The 14,279-nt window shown below is 68.5% G+C and carries 14 protein-coding genes; 8 read left to right on the forward strand and 6 right to left on the reverse strand.

The annotated features are described in order from the left end of the window. Window positions 1-166 precede the first annotated feature (166 nt). Window positions 167-718: a hypothetical protein gene (locus J2728_RS14505; protein WP_310000205.1), complete on the reverse strand. Its 552-nt coding sequence runs from the start codon at window positions 716-718 to the stop codon at window positions 167-169. A gap of 156 nt (window positions 719-874) precedes the next feature. Here J2728_RS14505 and coaBC point away from each other — a divergent pair, with 156 nt between their 5' ends. The 5 genes from coaBC to dut all read left to right on the forward strand — a co-directional run bounded on the left by coaBC (window position 875) and on the right by dut (window position 7,108). Beyond that, complete coding sequence (coaBC, locus tag J2728_RS14510; RefSeq protein WP_310000207.1) at window positions 875-2,077, forward strand: bifunctional phosphopantothenoylcysteine decarboxylase/phosphopantothenate--cysteine ligase CoaBC; 1,203 nt, start codon at window positions 875-877, stop codon at window positions 2,075-2,077. 79 nt (window positions 2,078-2,156) lie between these two features. Beyond that, window positions 2,157-4,487 carry a TonB-dependent receptor gene (locus J2728_RS14515; protein WP_310000208.1) on the forward strand — a complete coding sequence of 777 codons (2,331 nt, stop codon included), beginning with the start codon at window positions 2,157-2,159 and terminating at the stop codon, window positions 4,485-4,487. Next, window positions 4,484-5,047, forward strand: a complete 564-nt coding sequence (locus tag J2728_RS14520; RefSeq protein ID WP_310000210.1) for a hypothetical protein — start codon at window positions 4,484-4,486, stop codon at window positions 5,045-5,047. The genes J2728_RS14515 and J2728_RS14520 overlap by 4 nt, the downstream gene beginning before the upstream one ends. Further along, on the forward strand, window positions 5,047-6,576 hold the full coding sequence (locus J2728_RS14525; RefSeq protein ID WP_310000211.1) for a PepSY-associated TM helix domain-containing protein: 1,530 nt from the start codon (window positions 5,047-5,049) through the stop codon (window positions 6,574-6,576). The genes J2728_RS14520 and J2728_RS14525 overlap by 1 nt, the downstream gene beginning before the upstream one ends. A gap of 64 nt (window positions 6,577-6,640) precedes the next feature. Further along, window positions 6,641-7,108 (forward strand): dUTP diphosphatase, encoded by a 468-nt coding sequence (dut, locus tag J2728_RS14530; RefSeq protein WP_310000212.1) that lies wholly within the window; start codon window positions 6,641-6,643, stop codon window positions 7,106-7,108. Here the strand turns inward: dut and J2728_RS14535 are convergent. Next, window positions 7,105-7,236, reverse strand: a complete 132-nt coding sequence (locus tag J2728_RS14535) for a hypothetical protein (RefSeq protein WP_310000213.1) — start codon at window positions 7,234-7,236, stop codon at window positions 7,105-7,107. The two genes, dut and J2728_RS14535, sit on opposite strands and share 4 nt — an antisense overlap. Before the next feature lie 250 nt (window positions 7,237-7,486). Here J2728_RS14535 and J2728_RS14540 point away from each other — a divergent pair, with 250 nt between their 5' ends. Genes J2728_RS14540 through J2728_RS14550 form a run of 3 tightly spaced genes read left to right on the forward strand, consistent with a single transcriptional unit; the run spans window position 7,487 to window position 10,799 of the window. Continuing rightward, window positions 7,487-8,590 carry an HlyD family secretion protein gene (locus J2728_RS14540; RefSeq protein ID WP_310000214.1) on the forward strand — a complete coding sequence of 368 codons (1,104 nt, stop codon included), beginning with the start codon at window positions 7,487-7,489 and terminating at the stop codon, window positions 8,588-8,590. 14 nt (window positions 8,591-8,604) lie between these two features. After that, the gene (locus J2728_RS14545; RefSeq protein ID WP_310000215.1) at window positions 8,605-10,191 is read left to right on the forward strand and encodes a DHA2 family efflux MFS transporter permease subunit; all 1,587 of its coding nucleotides are present in this window, start codon (window positions 8,605-8,607) and stop codon (window positions 10,189-10,191) included. Then, complete coding sequence (locus J2728_RS14550; protein ID WP_310000217.1) at window positions 10,191-10,799, forward strand: TetR/AcrR family transcriptional regulator; 609 nt, start codon at window positions 10,191-10,193, stop codon at window positions 10,797-10,799. The genes J2728_RS14545 and J2728_RS14550 overlap by 1 nt, the downstream gene beginning before the upstream one ends. Window positions 10,800-10,916: 117 nt before the next feature. Here the strand turns inward: J2728_RS14550 and J2728_RS14555 are convergent, their stop codons facing one another. From J2728_RS14555 to J2728_RS14570, 4 genes are all read right to left on the reverse strand, one after another. After that, complete coding sequence (locus J2728_RS14555) at window positions 10,917-11,732, reverse strand: enoyl-ACP reductase FabI (protein ID WP_310000218.1); 816 nt, start codon at window positions 11,730-11,732, stop codon at window positions 10,917-10,919. 77 nt (window positions 11,733-11,809) lie between these two features. Then, window positions 11,810-13,021 carry a beta-ketoacyl-ACP synthase I gene (gene fabB, locus J2728_RS14560; protein WP_310000220.1) on the reverse strand — a complete coding sequence of 404 codons (1,212 nt, stop codon included), beginning with the start codon at window positions 13,019-13,021 and terminating at the stop codon, window positions 11,810-11,812. 77 nt (window positions 13,022-13,098) lie between these two features. Continuing rightward, on the reverse strand, window positions 13,099-13,611 hold the full coding sequence (gene fabA / locus J2728_RS14565) for a 3-hydroxyacyl-[acyl-carrier-protein] dehydratase FabA (protein WP_099444336.1): 513 nt from the start codon (window positions 13,609-13,611) through the stop codon (window positions 13,099-13,101). A gap of 68 nt (window positions 13,612-13,679) precedes the next feature. Beyond that, window positions 13,680-14,216 (reverse strand): SH3 domain-containing protein, encoded by a 537-nt coding sequence (locus J2728_RS14570; RefSeq protein WP_310000221.1) that lies wholly within the window; start codon window positions 14,214-14,216, stop codon window positions 13,680-13,682. Between the last annotated feature and the right edge of the window lie 63 nt (window positions 14,217-14,279).

Consider the following 14,279-nt stretch of genomic DNA (forward strand, 5'->3'; position numbering starts at 1 on the left):
GCGACGCCGCCCAGGCGCGTTGCCACCCAGGCGCATTGCCACCCAGGCGCGTTGTACGTGGAGAGCCAAGCAAGGGCGCACGACCGCCCTCGCTCAACCCATCATCCCCGCCCCAGACCCGCCCTGGTCCCGAGCCCAAGACCCAGGGTGGCAAGGAGGATCCCCCTTACCCCTCCGCCTCGTCGCGCTCGCGTTTCTTGGCGGCGGTCGCGCGGCGGGCCTCGCGGGTCTTTTGTTCTGTCCAGTAGGCCGCGCCCTCGTCGGGCTTGAACATCGTGCGGGGCGCGCCCTCGCGCGAGACCACCGCGAAGACATTGTCCTTGGGGTCGTAGATCAGTAGGTCGCCATTGGCCCGCTTGAGGGTTTGCGCCCCCTTGGGCGGATCGCTGACGAAGGCGTGGACCTTGGCGACATAGTCGTCGGCGGACTTGGCGCCGAAGGTCTCGCCGTTGCGCTCGAACGAGCGCTGGGCGTTCTCCTCGGCCGTGCGCGTGCGGTTGGCGGCCCAGTAGGGCTTGCCCGCGACCAGCTTGACCGGCGCGTCGCGCGGATCGCCTCGCGGAGCTTCCGCCTGGGTCGCCGCCCCCTCGGCCGCCGCGCCGGCGCGCTCGCCGCCCTTCGGCGCCTTGACCGCCGAGGCCCCGCTGTCGCAGGCGGCCAGGGCCAATAGGCCCAGCCAGGCGACCACGCCGAAAGCAGCCTGTCTCACAACCTTCATGATCGTATTCGCCCATTGCTCTACCTTTACGCTCAATGAACGAAAGCGGAACGTGAGTCGAGTCCCAATCTTCGCCTTAGGATTGTCACTGGCGCTTTGCCGCGCGGATGGGCATGTGCAAGAGAACGTAACGGACGCGGCAAGCGGGAGCTGGGCGTGAGCGACAAGCGGGTTCTTCTGATCGTCGGCGGCGGCGTGGCGGCCTACAAGACGCTGCTGCTGGTGCGTCTGCTACGGCGGGCGGGCATCGCCGTGCGGCCGGTCCTGACCAAGGCGGGCGAGCAGTTCGTCACGCCCCTGTCCCTGGCGGCCCTGGCCGAGGACAAGGTCTATCAGGACCTGTTCTCGCTGACCGACGAGCACGAGATGGGCCACATCGAGCTGTCGCGCTCGGCCGATCTGGTCGTGGTCGCCCCAGCGACGGCCGACCTGATCGCCAAGGCCGCGCAAGGCCTGGCCGGCGATCTCGCCTCCACCGCCCTGCTGGCCACCGACAAGCCCGTGCTGATGGCGCCGGCGATGAACGTGCGGATGTGGCTGCACCCGGCCACCCAGCGTAATGTCGCGACCCTGAAGGCGGATGGCGTGTCGTTCGTGGATCCGGCCGAGGGCGCCATGGCCTGCGGCGAGTTCGGGCCCGGTCGCCTGGCCGAGCCGGAGGAGATTTTCGCCGCCATCGTCGCCATGCTGGAGGGCCCCGCCGCCAAGCCGCTGGTCGGCAAGCGCGCCATCGTCACGGCCGGCCCGACCTTCGAACCGATCGACCCCGTGCGCGGGATCACCAACCGCTCCAGCGGTAAGCAGGGCTTCGCGATCGCCGAGGCCCTGGCTCGGCTGGGCGCGGAGGTCACCCTGATCGCCGGTCCGGTGTTCCTGCCCACCCCGCCGGGGGTCAAGCGGGTCGACGTCGAGACCGCCCGCCAGATGCTGGCCGCCAGCCAGGCCGCCCTGCCGGCCGATGTCGGCGTGTTCGTCGCCGCCGTCGCCGACTGGCGCGTCGACGAGGCGTTCGGCGCCAAGCTGAAGAAGGAGAAGGGCGGTCCGCCGGCCCTGACCTTCGTCGAGAACCCCGACATCCTGGCGACCCTGTCGGCCTCCGGCCCCCAGCGGCCGAAACTGGTCGTGGGCTTCGCCGCCGAGACCGACCATGTCGAGGAGCACGCCCGCGCCAAGCTGGCCCGCAAGGGCTGCGACTGGATCATCGCCAACGACGTCACTCAGCCAGGCGTGATGGGCGGTGGCGAGAACGCCGTGCTGCTGGTCACCAAGGACAAGACCGAGCGCTGGGATCGCGCCGCCAAGGACGCGGTCGCGGCCCAGATCGCGGCGCGGATCGCTCAGGCGTTGGGAACGACATAGCGCCCATACTGCGAATGAGATTGACTCGCAATATTATCTAAAGTAGCGCCCTCGGCCATTGTTTCGTCCGGGGGTTTCCATGCGTCGTTATCTGCTGACCGCTTGTTCTTTCACGATCCTGAGCCTGGCCCAAGCCGCCTGGGCCGGGGGCGTGGAAGCCGCCCCCCCGCCTAGCGACGACCAGGCCACCGCCGTGGAAGCCGTGGTGATCACCGGCGAGAAGACCTCGCGCTCCCTACAGCAGACCGTCACCAGCGTCGCCGTGACCACCGCCGCCCGCATCGAGCGCGAGAACATCCAGACCTTCTACGACGTGGTCGCCCGCACGGCGAACATGAGCGAGACCTATGGCAAGACCGGCTTCACGATCCGCGGCGTCAGCAACATGAACGTCTCCGGCGGCGGGACCGGCGGCCTGGCGACGGTCTATGTCGATGGCGCGGCCCTGCCGCTCGAGGCCGTCTACGGCGGCCCGCTCGAGATGTGGGATATCGGCCAGGTCGAGGTGCTGCGAGGCCCTCAATCGACGCTGCAGGGCCGCAACTCGCTGGCCGGCGCGGTCGTCATCACCTCGGCCAACCCGACCTACACGCCCCAGTTCCGGGCGCGGGTGAACCTCGCCAGCGGCGATGAGCGCACCTACGCGATCGCCGGCGGCGGCCCGATCGTCGCCGACCAACTGGCGTTCCGCGCCTCGGTCGAAAAGAAGGATAGCGACGGCTTCGTCTACAATCCGATCCTGAAGCGCGATATCGACGCCTTGGACAGCCTGACCGTCCGGGGCAAGCTGCTGTTCACCCCGACCGCCCTACCGGGCCTGAAGGCGACCCTGACCTACGCCCACAGCGACCGCGACGCGGGCTATGTGTTCACCTATTCGCGCATCGACACGCCCGACTACTACAAGCACCGCGTCGACCTGTCGGGCGATCCGAACCGCACCAAGACCAAGACCGACATCCTGACGGCCGACGTCGCCTACAAGCTCAACGACGTTCTGACCTTGAACGCGATCGCCTCGCTGAACACCGTCAAGAACCGATCCACGTATGACCTTGATTTTCGGCCCGCCCGGACGTCCTACGGCGCGCGCCGCGAGAACACCGACACGGCCTCCCAAGAGCTTCGCCTGAACCACGACGGCGAGCGCCTGAAGGGCTTTGTCGGCCTCTATCACGCCAGGCGCGACGCCCAGGACCGGACCGCCAGCCAGGTCAATGTCGACTTCCCTCGCGCGACCCTGGTCAACACCCTGACCTCGACCCTGCTGGCCGGCGTGCCCAGCCCGACCGCCGCCCAGCAGGCGGCCGCCGCGGCCCAGGCCAACGCCTTCGCCAACCTCTACATCGCGGCCCTGCCGGTGATCCCGGTGGACTATTCGGGCGACCAGCCCTCGGTGATCGACACCAGCGCCATCTTCGCCGACGCCAGCTTCGCCCTGACCGACAAGCTGAGCCTGCTGGGCGGCTTCCGCTACGACCACGAGAAGAACACCAGCCGCAGCAATCAGGTCGCCAGCTTCACGGGGATCTATCCCAACGCCTCGTCCTTCGGCGCCTACGCGCCCTACGTGACCCTGGTGAACGGCTTCGTCGCCAACATGGTGGCCCAGGCCGGTTCCTCGGCGCCGAAGAACACCCGCGCGTTCAACGCCTTCCTGCCCAAGGTCGGGGTCAAGTACGACTGGACGCCGGACATCAACACCAGCCTCGTCGCCCAGCGCGGCTACCGCTCCGGCGGCTCGACGGTGAACATCGCCCGCTCGACGGTCGCGGCCTACGATCCCGAATACACCTGGAACTACGAGGCCTCGCTGCGCACCACCTGGCTGGACGGAACCCTGACGGTCAACGCCAACGCCTTCTATGTCGATTGGAAGGACCAGCAGGTCACGGTGAACCTGGGCATCAACAGCTACGACTACGAGGTCCGCAACGCCGGCAAGTCGCACCTCTACGGCTTCGAGCTCGAAGTCGCCCAGCGCGTCAGCCAGGCCCTGTCCTGGTACGCCTCGCTCGGCAGCACCAAGACCAAGTTCGACGACTTCACGATCACCTCGGGCGTCGACACCCGCGACCTGGCGGGATCGGAGTTCCCCTACGCCCCGCGCTGGACGGTGGCGATGGGCGCCGACTATCGCTGGGCCAACGGCGTGATCGCCCACCTGGACGGCGCCTACCGGTCGCGGAGCTATTCGTCGGCGGGCCTGCAACAAGCGCAGGACGACGTGGTCAAGCAACGCGTCGTGTTCAACGGCCGCTTCGGCTACGAGCGCGCTCATTGGGGCGCTTACGTCTATGGCAAGAACCTGCTGAACGCGACCTACGCCCAGTACGTCCGCGGCGACACCGGCGTGGCCATGTTGAGCGAGCCCCGGATCCTGGGCCTGACCCTGGAGACCCGCTGGTGAGCGCGCTCTGGGTGCTGGCCCTGACGCCGCTGCCCCTCGCGGGCGCGACCTTGCTGAAGCGGGCCTGGACTGGTCCAAGCCCCCACCGACCGTGGCTGATCCTGGGCGGGTGGGGCCTTCTGGCCCTGGCGATCGCCGCCTCGGTTCCGCTGATGGGGCCGGCGCGCGGTCCCTCGGCCATGCTGGCGGTCGGCTCCATGGCGGCGCTCGCTCTCGTCGCGGCCGGCGTCGAGCGCCGCGACGCTCGGAAGAAGGCCGCCCGCGAGCTGGCGCCCGAGCCCTCGGACCGCCGGCGCGTCGTCTGGCGCGGCTGGTTGCGCGGCTTCATGGCGGGTCCGCTCGCGGGGGTGGCGGCCCTGGGCTGCGGCCTGGCGGTGGCGATCTGCGCGCCGGGCCAGATCCAGAGCCGGATGGTCATCGGCGGACTGATCGTCCCCTTTCTGTGGGCCGGCGGCATGGCCTGGACTCTTTCCGACGACAAGATCCCGCGGGCCTTCGCGGTCCTGGCCAGCGTCGCGACCCTGACCCTGGGCGCGGCCTTCCTGAAGGGCGCGCTGTGATGGACGCCTCCCCCGACAAGATCACGCCCGCGAGGACCAAGGCCGCGGGCAAGCCGATCTGGCCCAAGATTCCCGCCGATTTCGTGCGCGCCATGCTGGCCGGTCACTCGGCTCTGGGTTTGGCTTTCGCGGCCATGATCTATCTCGTCTGCTTCTCGGGATCGGTGGCGGTGTTCACCCAGGAATTCGGCCGCTGGGAGCAACCGGCGGGACCGATCCTCGACGCGGTCTCTCCGCGGGCGGTGGACGCCGCTGTCCGAGCGACCCTGGCCAAGAACCCAAAGGCCCACGATCTGCTCGTCCGCCTGCCGACGGCCGACGATCCTCGTTTGACCGTGCATGGCGATGACGCGACCGGCGGCGAGCGCACCTATGTCGCGGACCGAACTGGCCGGCTGGCCGGCGAGTCGCGAACCCCGTGGACCGAATTCCAGGTCGAGCTCCACACCGTGCTGCACCTGCCGCGCGCCTGGGGCGGGTTCGTGGTGGGGCTGACGGGCGTGGCGCTGTTGTCGTCCCTGATCTCGGGCGTGCTGTCGCATCCTCGGGTCTTCAAGGACGCCTTCGCCTTCCGCTGGGGCGGCTCCAAGCGCTTGCAGGAGGCCGACCTGCATAATCGGATCTCGGTCTGGGGCCTGCCCTTCCATCTCGCCGTGTCGCTGACCGGCGCCTTCCTGGGCCTGACGACGATCATCGTCGGCGTCCTGGCCCTGGCCACCTTCAAGGGCGACGCCAGCAAGGCCTACGCGTTGTTCCGAGGCCCGACCGTCCAGGACGATCCGCGCCCCGCCGCCCGGATGATCGACGTCGGCTCGGTCCTCGACGCGGTCGCCGCCCGCTACCCCGATGCGCGGCCGACCTACATCTTTGTCGAGCATCCGGGGGAACGCGGTCAGCACGCCATCGTCAATCTCGCCACCGAGGGGCGCCTGTCGCGGGGCGAGACCGTCGTGGTCGACGGCGATGGCCGGATTCTGGGCGAGGTCGGCTACGAGAGCGGTTCGTTGGGCTTCCGCGTGCTCTCGGCGATGACTCCGCTGCATTTCGGCTGGTTCGGCGGATGGCCGGTGAAGGTGGCCTACTTCCTGCTGGGTCTTGGCCTCACCGCGGTGACCGCCAGCGGCGTGGCCATCTGGCTGGCGCGGCGTCGCGACAAGGGCCGGCCGGCGCCCGGGTGGGAGCGGCTGTGGGTGGCCTTCGCGTGGAGCCAACCGCTGGCCTACGCGGCTTCGGCCCTGGCGGCGCTCGTCCTGCCCTGGCCGCCGGTCCTGGTCTGGGGCGTCGTCACGCTTCTGGCGTGCGCCACGGCGGCGCTGGGTCGCCCCCCCGTGATCTCCGCGGGGCTAAGGCTGGCCACGGCGGCGGCGCTGGCGGGGCTCGCGGTCGTCCATCTGGCCCGTCATGGCGGCGGTCTGGCCGACGCCATGGGCTTGGCGGTCGACGCGGCCCTGATCGCCGGCGCCGTCATCCTGGCCGCGAGCGTCGCCTTGGGCGCGCCCGATCGAGGGGGCCTTCGCCGACGAGCCTAGTCCCCCTGGCCCAGGCCCCCGCAAATCAGCTAAAGCCGTCGCGACCCCAGAACAGGAACTCCGCATGTCCGCCATTCCCGCCGGTCTCGCCATCCGCTTCAAGCGCTGGGAGGGCAATGCCGATCTGCCGGTTCCGGCCTACGCCACGGCGGGCGCTGCGGGGTTTGATTTGCGGGCGGCGGTTCCGGAGGACGCGCCGATCGTGCTGAAGCCCGGCGCGCGCTGCATGGCGCCGACGGGCTTTTCGGTGGCGGTCCCGGACGGCTGGGAGATGCAGGTGCGGCCCCGCTCGGGCCTGGCCTTCAAGAACGGCGTCACGGTCGTCAACGCGCCCGGCACGGTCGACAGCGACTATCGGGGCCAGGTCTGCGTGCTGCTGATCAATCTGGGCGAGGAGGACTTCACGATCCGCCGGGGCGACCGCATCGCCCAGGGCGTCATCGCCGCCGCCCCGCAATGGCCGCTGATCGAGGTCGCCGATCTCGACGAAACCGATCGCGGCGCTGGCGGTTTCGGCTCGACGGGCGTCTAGAGCCCCAGAGAGCGCCCGGCCACGGCCAGATAGCCGCCAAAGCCCGCCGTGAAGGCCGCGGCGGCCAGCCACAGCAACGGACGGACCAGTTCCAGGGAAGAGCGCTCGGCCAATCGCGGGGTGTTCATGGGGACCTCCCACGGCCGCGGTCTCGCGGCCCATTTTCGTTGAACGAACCAAGCGCCTTTTGGTTCGCGGGGCCCGGCCGGCCTGGGTTTCGCGCCCGTCCGCGCTTCGGCGGGGGCGAGGCTTTCCAGCTTCGACGCAAAAACTTCTCCAAGCCGCCGTTGATTTTTGGACGACTGCGTCCATTTATCCGCTTGCCGCGCTTGCCCGAGCCCTCTATCGGGCGCGCTCACGCTGTCTGGGGTTTCGTTCATGGCGTCGCCGCAAAAGAAGAAACTGGTGCCGATGGTCATCGGCGGAGCCGTCGTGATCGCCGTCGTGGCCGGCGGGACGCTCTGGTTCCTGGACAAGCAGCGCTTCGAGAGCACCGACAACGCCTTCGTCCAGGCCGATACGGTGCAGATCAGCCCGCAGGTCTCCGGCTACGTGGCCGAGGTGCTGGTGGCCGACAACCAGCGGGTCGAGGCGGGCCAAGTGCTGGCCAAGATCGATCCCTCCACCTTCCAGGCCATCGTCGACCAGGCGATCGCCAACGCCAGCGCCGCCGACGCGGCCGTGCGCGCCATCGACGACAAGAACAGCCTCGAACAGGCGATGATCGCTCAGCGGGCAGCGGGCGTGACCAGCGCCCGGGCCGACGCCGGCCGGGCCACGGCCGATCTCGAGCGCTACAACGCCCTGGCCGCCCAAGGCTGGGTGTCGCAACAAAAGGTCCAGACCGAGCGCGCCACCGCCACCCAGACCGCCGCCGGCGTCGCCAGCGCCCAGGCCGCGCTCGAGGCCGAGCGCCGCGCCGCCCAGTCGCTGGGCTCGGCCAAGGCTCAGGCCGTGGCGCAGGCCGCCGCCGCCCACGCCGCCGTCGAACAGGCCAAGCTGAACCTGGAGCGCACCGTGATCCGCGCGCCGGCCGCCGGCGTGGTCGGCGCCCGCTCGGTGCGTCCGGGCCAACTGGTCCAGCCAGGCGTCGCCCTGATGTCGGTCGTGCCCCTGGGCCAGGCCTATGTCGTCGCCAACTTCAAGGAGACCCAGGTCTCGCGCATCCGCGTCGGCCAGCCGGTCGAGATCAAGGCCGACGCCTTCGGCAAGGCCAAGATCGTCGGCAAGGTCGACAGCTTCGCCCCCGCCACCGGCCAGGAGTTCGCCCTGATCCCCGTCGAGAACGCGGTGGGCAACTTCACCAAGATCACCCAGCGGCTGCCGGTGAAGATCGCCGTCGAGCGCGACCAGCTGGGCGCGGCCTTGCGTCCGGGTCTGTCGGTCGAGGTCAAGGTCGACGTGCGCGACCGCTCGGGCGCCTCGTTCGCCGAGGCGGGCCAGGCCACGCCGCGGGTCGCCCGCCAGGGCGCGGACCGCTAGACGGCGGACGCGTCATGACCGACGCCGCCCTTCCCGCTTCGCAAGCCGCTCAACCCAAACCCGAAGTGGATTGGGGAAAGCTGTTCCTCGGCTTCGGGGCGATGGTCATCGGCCAGTTCATGGCCATCCTGGACATCCAGATCGTCGCGGCCTCGCTGCCGCAGATCCAGGCCGGCGTCGGCGCCAGCACCGACCAGATCAGCTGGATCCAGACCGCCTATCTGATCCCCGAGGTCGTGATGATCCCGCTGTCGGGATATCTGTCGCGCCTGTGGGGCACCCAGCGCCTGTACCTGGCCTCGTGCACCGGCTTCATCGTCATGAGCGTGCTGACGGGTCTCAGCTCGTCGATCGACATGATGATCCTGACGCGGGCGCTGCAGGGCTTCATCGGCGGAGCGATGATCCCGACGGTGTTCGCCGTGGCCTTCACCGCCTTTCCGCCCGAGCGCCGGATCACCGCCAGCGTGATCATGGGCCTGATCGTCACCCTGGCTCCGACCGTCGGCCCCACCCTCGGCGGCCATCTGACCGAGGCCCTGTCCTGGCGCTGGCTGTTCTTCATCAACGTTCCGACCGGCCTGATCGTGCTGTTCGGCGTGGCGCGCTGGGGGGACTTCGACAAGGGCGACCCCAGCCTTGCCAAGGGCTTCGACTGGTTTGGCCTGGCCGTCATGGCGGTCTTCCTGATGAGCATGCAGTACGTGCTGGAGGAAGGCGCCAAGGACGACTGGTTCGACGACACCGCCATCCTGTGGCTGACCGTCACCGCCGTCATCGGCGGGGCGCTCTTCATCTGGCGGCAGCTGACCTACAAGAACCCGATCGTCGAGCTTCGAGCCTTCACGAACCGCAACTTCACGGTTGGCGTCTTGATGACCGCCGTCTCGGGCGCCAGCCTGTTCGGCGGCACATTCCTGCTGCCGCAATTCCTGGGTCGGGTGCGCCACTATTCGGCGTCGGAGGTCGGCACGACCATGATCATCTCGGGCCTGTCGATGTTCCTGACCGGACCGATCGCCGGGCGGCTGGTGCGCAAGACCGACCCGCGCTTGCCCATGTGCCTGGGCTTCATCCTGGCCGGCTGGGGCATGTACATGGCCCACGGCGTGACCAAGGACTGGGGCTTCTGGGAGTTCGCCGGCGTCCAGGCGTGCCGGGGCGTGGGCGTGATGATCGCCATGATCGCCACCCAACAGGTCACGATGAGCACCCTGCCGCCGCATATGGTCAAGAACGCCTCGGGCCTGGTCAATCTGGCGCGCAACACCGGCGGCGCGGTGGGCTTGGCCTTGCTGGCCACCTCGATCAGCCAGCAGACGGCGCTCTATTACGACGACATGACCTCGAAGGTGACCCAAGGCGGGCCGACAGCCAACATGATGGCCGGTCTGACCGAGCGCATGATGCAGTTGGGCGTCGCCGATCCCGCTGGCGCGGCCCGCAAGGCGATCGGCGGCATGATCGAGCAGCAGGCGACCGTGATGGCGTTCGGCGATAGCTTCACCCTGCTGGCGATCGGCTGCTTCCTGGCCGCCGTCGTCTCTCTGCTGGCCAGCCCCGCCAAGGGCGCGCCGCCGCCTCCCTCGGACGCTCACTGATGCCGCGCGTTCCCGGACAGATCGACCTCGCCAAGACCGAAGCCATCCTCGACGCGGCCGTCGAGGTGATCGGCGAGCGGGGCCTGGCCGCGCCGATGGAGGCCATCGCCAAGCGGGCCGGGGTCTCCAAGCAGACGGTTTATAACCACTATGGCTCCAAGGCCGAGCTGATGCGGGCCCTGATGCAGCGCCGGGTGGAGCGGGTCACCGCGCCGCTGCGCGGCCAGGACGCCGTCGACAACCCGACCGCGGCGTTGGAGGCCTATGCCCGCTCGCTGCTGGAGACGGTGATCACCAACAAGAGCTATTCGATGATGCGGGTGGTGATGATGGGGGCGGGCGAAATGCCCGACGTCGCCCAGGAAGTCTATGAAGCCGGCCCGCTGAGCGCCCGCCGCCAGTTGGCGGCGTTCCTGAAGACCGAGACAGAGCTGGGCCGCATGAATGTCGAGGATTGCGACCAGGCCGCGGAGTTCTTCTCCGGCATGATCATGGGCCAGAGCCAGATGCGCTCGCTGCTGCGGCTGCCGTCCGACAAGACGCCGGAACAGTTCGGCCGCTTCGCGCGGGAAGCGGCCGAACGGTTCATGCGGGCCTACGCGCCGTAGAACTTGGGCGGATCGACATTGAAGCAGGCATCTATTCCGGCCTTCCTGGGTCCTGTGCCCAGGAAGGCAAGCTCTTGGCCGCAAGAACCGTGTTTGGCTGACGATTTGTCCTAGCGACTACGCCTCGTCCTGATCGGGCATGCCCATCATGTGGAAGCCGGCGTCGACGTGGACCACTTCGCCGGTGGTCGACTTACCGAGGTCCGAGGCCAGCCACAGGGCGCAGCCGGCGACGCCTTCCATCGACGTGTCTTCCTTCATCGCCGAGAACGCGCGGCCCTGGGCGATCATGCCGCGGCCGCCCGAGATGCCCGCCAGGGCCAGGGTGCGCATGGCGCCGGCCGAGATGGCGTTGGCGCGGATGCCCTTAGGGCCGAGGTCGCGCGCGATGTAGCGGGTCGAGGCTTCAAGCGCCGCCTTGGCCACGCCCATGGTGTTGTAGTTCGGGATGGTCCGCTCCGACCCCAGATAGGTCATGGTGATCAGCGAGCCGCCGTTCGGCATCAGCTTGGACGCGCGCTTGGCGACGTCCACGAAGCTGAAGGCCGAGATGTTCATGGCCATCAGGAAGCCCTCGCGGGTCGTGTTGTCCACGAAGGAGCCCTTCAGCTCGTTCTTGTTGGCGAAGGCCACCGAGTGGACCACGAAGTCCAGCGTGCCGAATTCCTTCTCGATCGTGGCGAAGGCCGCGTCCATCGAGGCGTCGTCGGTGACGTCGGCCGGGATCATCGTCTTGACGCCGATGCTCTCGGCCAGCGGGCGCACGCGGCGCTCCAGCTCTTCGCCCTGATAGGTGAAGGCCATCTCGGCGCCTTGGGCGGCCAGCTGGCTGGCGATGCCCCAGGCGATCGAGTTGTGGTTGGCCACGCCCATGACGAGACCCTTCTTGCCCCGCATCAGCTCGCCCTTGGGGAACGCGTATTCGTCGGCCATGTGTCGGGCCCTCTTTGGCAAATCGTTGAGCGCTGGTTAGCAGGCCCGGGGGCCGCGCGGAACCCTGCCGCTCGATCCTAGACCTTCCCGAAGATCAGCGTTCCGTTGGTGCCGCCGAAGCCGAAGCTGTTGGACATCACGGTTTCCAGCGGCTTGTCGACGCGCTGACGCAGGATCGGCAGGTCGGCGAACTCGGGATCCAGCTCCTCGATGTGGGCGCTCTCGGCGGCGAAGCCGTTGTCGAGCATCAGGATCGAGTAGATGGCCTCCTGAGCCCCGGCCGCGCCCAGGCTGTGGCCCGTGAGGGACTTGGTCGAAGAGATCATCGGCGGCTTGTCGCCGAACACCTCGCGCACCGCGCCCATCTCCTTGCTGTCGCCGACCGGCGTCGAGGTGCCGTGCGGGTTCAGATAGTCGATCGCGCGGTTCCCGGCGTCGGCCATGGCCAGCTTCATGCAGCGCGCCGCGCCCTCGCCCGACGGGGCCACCATGTCGTAGCCGTCGGAATTGGCGGCGTAGCCGACCAACTCGCCATAGATCTTGGCGCCGCGCGCCTTGGCGCGTTCGTACTCTTCCAGCACCACGATCCCGGCGCCGCCGGCGATCACGAAGCCGTCGCGGTTCTTGTCATAAGCGCGGCTGGCCACGGCCGGACGGTCGTTGAAGTTGCTGCTCATGGCGCCCATGGCGTCGAACAGGTTCGACAGGGTCCAGTCCAGCTCCTCGCAGCCGCCGGCGAAGACGACGTCCTGCTTGCCCATCTGGATCTGCTCGGCGCCGGCGCCGATGCAGTGGGCGCTGGTCGCGCAGGCCGAGCTGATCGAATAGTTGATCCCGCGGATCTTGAACCAGGTCGACAGCACCGCCGACGGACCCGAGCTCATGGCCTTGGGCACGGCGAACGGACCGATCCGCTTGGGACCCTTCTCCCGGGTGGTGGCGGCGGCTTCGACGATGACGCGGGTCGAGGGCCCGCCCGAGCCGACGATCAGGCCGGTGCGCTCATGGCTGATCTCGGCTTCGGAAAGACCCGAGTCGGCGATCGCCTGCTCCATGGCGATGTGAGCGTAGGCGGTGCCGGGCGCGAGGAAGCGCGCCGCGCGGCGATCGACCAGCGACTCCCATTCGATCTGGGGCGCGGCGTGGACCTGGCAACGGAAACCCAGCTCGGCGTATTCCGGCGCGGCGACCACGCCGGATTTGGCCTCGCGCAGGGAGGCCAGCACCTCATTGGCGTTGTTGCCGATGGACGAGACGATCCCCAGTCCGGTGACGACGACGCGACGCATTCTTTAAATCCTCTTCTCCCCCTCCGATCCGTCAGGGGCCGGTTCTTTCGCTAAGCGACCGGTCTTAAACTAACGGATCAAGCCATCTGTTCAGGCGTGAACAGGCCGACCTTCAGGTCCTTGGTCTCGTAGATGACCTTGCCGTCGGCCTCCAGCACGCCTTCGCCGATTCCCATGACCAGCTTGCGCATGATGACCCGCTTCAGGTCGATCTTATAGACGACTTTCTTGACGTCCGGGGTCACTTGACCGGTGAACTTGACCTCGCCCACGCCCAGGGCGCGGCCGCGGCCCGGCGCGCCCGACCAGCCCAGGAAGAAGCCGACCAGCTGCCACATGGCGTCCAGGCCCAGGCATCCCGGCATGACCGGATCGCCGATGAAGTGGCAGCCGAAGAACCAGAGATCCGGGTTGATGTCGAACTCGGCTTCGACATAGCCCTTGCCGTACTTGCCGCCGTCCGACTCGATCCGGACGATCCGATCGAACATCAGCATCGGCGGGGCCGGCAGCTGGGCGTTGCCCGGGCCGAAAAGCTCGCCCCGGCCGCAAGCCAGGAGTTCCTCGAAGGTGTAGGCGTTCTTCTGCATGGGCCACGCCCTAGCACGGCGGCGGGCCGCGCCTCAATGTTTCCCTGTCGAAACAGGCCGTGAAGCGATCAGTCCTTTTGGCATTGGGCGGCCGGATCGGCGCCCCAGATCTCGGTCTCCCGGGCCCATCCCGAGGCGCCCTCGGCGCGCAGGCGGCACCAGCCCTTCTCGCACTTGTCGAGGCTCGCGACGGCCCGCGCCCTCAGATAGGCGGAGACCTTCGCGCCGTCCTTGGGCGATTTCAGCAGCGGCAGATTGGTCGGCTGGACGCGCATGGCCGAGCGGCGCCCGTCGACCGTGCGTTTGTGCACCCACGCCAGCCCGCCCTCCGGATCACAGATGCGCCGCCATTCGCGCGTTTCGGCCACGACCTGCACCGGCAGGCCCTTGGCGTGGTAGATCCACAGCAGCTGATGAGCCTCGTCCGGGCCCTTGCGCGCGTTGACCTCGGCATATTTCAGCGAGACGTAGCGCGGCACCTCGAGGCCCGACGGCGTGATCCTGGGTCCCTCGGCCGCCGCCGACCCGGCCGCGAAGACCGCGAATCCCAGAAAAAGTCCCGTAAAACGCTTCCGGGGCGAACCTTGTTCTGTTTTCGACGGCATGTTGCTTGGCCCCTACGGGCCCCTTTGCTACAGCTTTCAAACGCCCGTCAGTGAGAGCTTTTC

It is taken from the genome of Caulobacter segnis (assembly GCF_031454995.1).
Lineage (GTDB): Bacteria > Pseudomonadota > Alphaproteobacteria > Caulobacterales > Caulobacteraceae > Caulobacter > Caulobacter segnis_E.

What these genes read in the sequence shown, in the direction of transcription:
- J2728_RS14505 (WP_310000205.1), bottom strand. Translation starts at nt 718, where the DNA reads ATGAAGGTTGTGAGACAGGCTGCTTTCGGCGTGGTCGCCTGGCTGGGC.
- J2728_RS14515 (WP_310000208.1), top strand. Translation starts at nt 2,157, where the DNA reads ATGCGTCGTTATCTGCTGACCGCTTGTTCTTTCACGATCCTGAGCCTG.
- J2728_RS14525 (WP_310000211.1), top strand. Translation starts at nt 5,047, where the DNA reads ATGGACGCCTCCCCCGACAAGATCACGCCCGCGAGGACCAAGGCCGCG.
- dut (WP_310000212.1), top strand. Translation starts at nt 6,641, where the DNA reads ATGTCCGCCATTCCCGCCGGTCTCGCCATCCGCTTCAAGCGCTGGGAG.
- J2728_RS14535 (WP_310000213.1), bottom strand. Translation starts at nt 7,236, where the DNA reads ATGAACACCCCGCGATTGGCCGAGCGCTCTTCCCTGGAACTGGTCCGT.
- J2728_RS14540 (WP_310000214.1), top strand. Translation starts at nt 7,487, where the DNA reads ATGGCGTCGCCGCAAAAGAAGAAACTGGTGCCGATGGTCATCGGCGGA.
- J2728_RS14545 (WP_310000215.1), top strand. Translation starts at nt 8,605, where the DNA reads ATGACCGACGCCGCCCTTCCCGCTTCGCAAGCCGCTCAACCCAAACCC.
- J2728_RS14550 (WP_310000217.1), top strand. Translation starts at nt 10,191, where the DNA reads ATGCCGCGCGTTCCCGGACAGATCGACCTCGCCAAGACCGAAGCCATC.
- J2728_RS14555 (WP_310000218.1), bottom strand. Translation starts at nt 11,732, where the DNA reads ATGGCCGACGAATACGCGTTCCCCAAGGGCGAGCTGATGCGGGGCAAG.
- fabB (WP_310000220.1), bottom strand. Translation starts at nt 13,021, where the DNA reads ATGCGTCGCGTCGTCGTCACCGGACTGGGGATCGTCTCGTCCATCGGC.
- fabA (WP_099444336.1), bottom strand. Translation starts at nt 13,611, where the DNA reads ATGCAGAAGAACGCCTACACCTTCGAGGAACTCCTGGCTTGCGGCCGG.
- J2728_RS14570 (WP_310000221.1), bottom strand. Translation starts at nt 14,216, where the DNA reads ATGCCGTCGAAAACAGAACAAGGTTCGCCCCGGAAGCGTTTTACGGGA.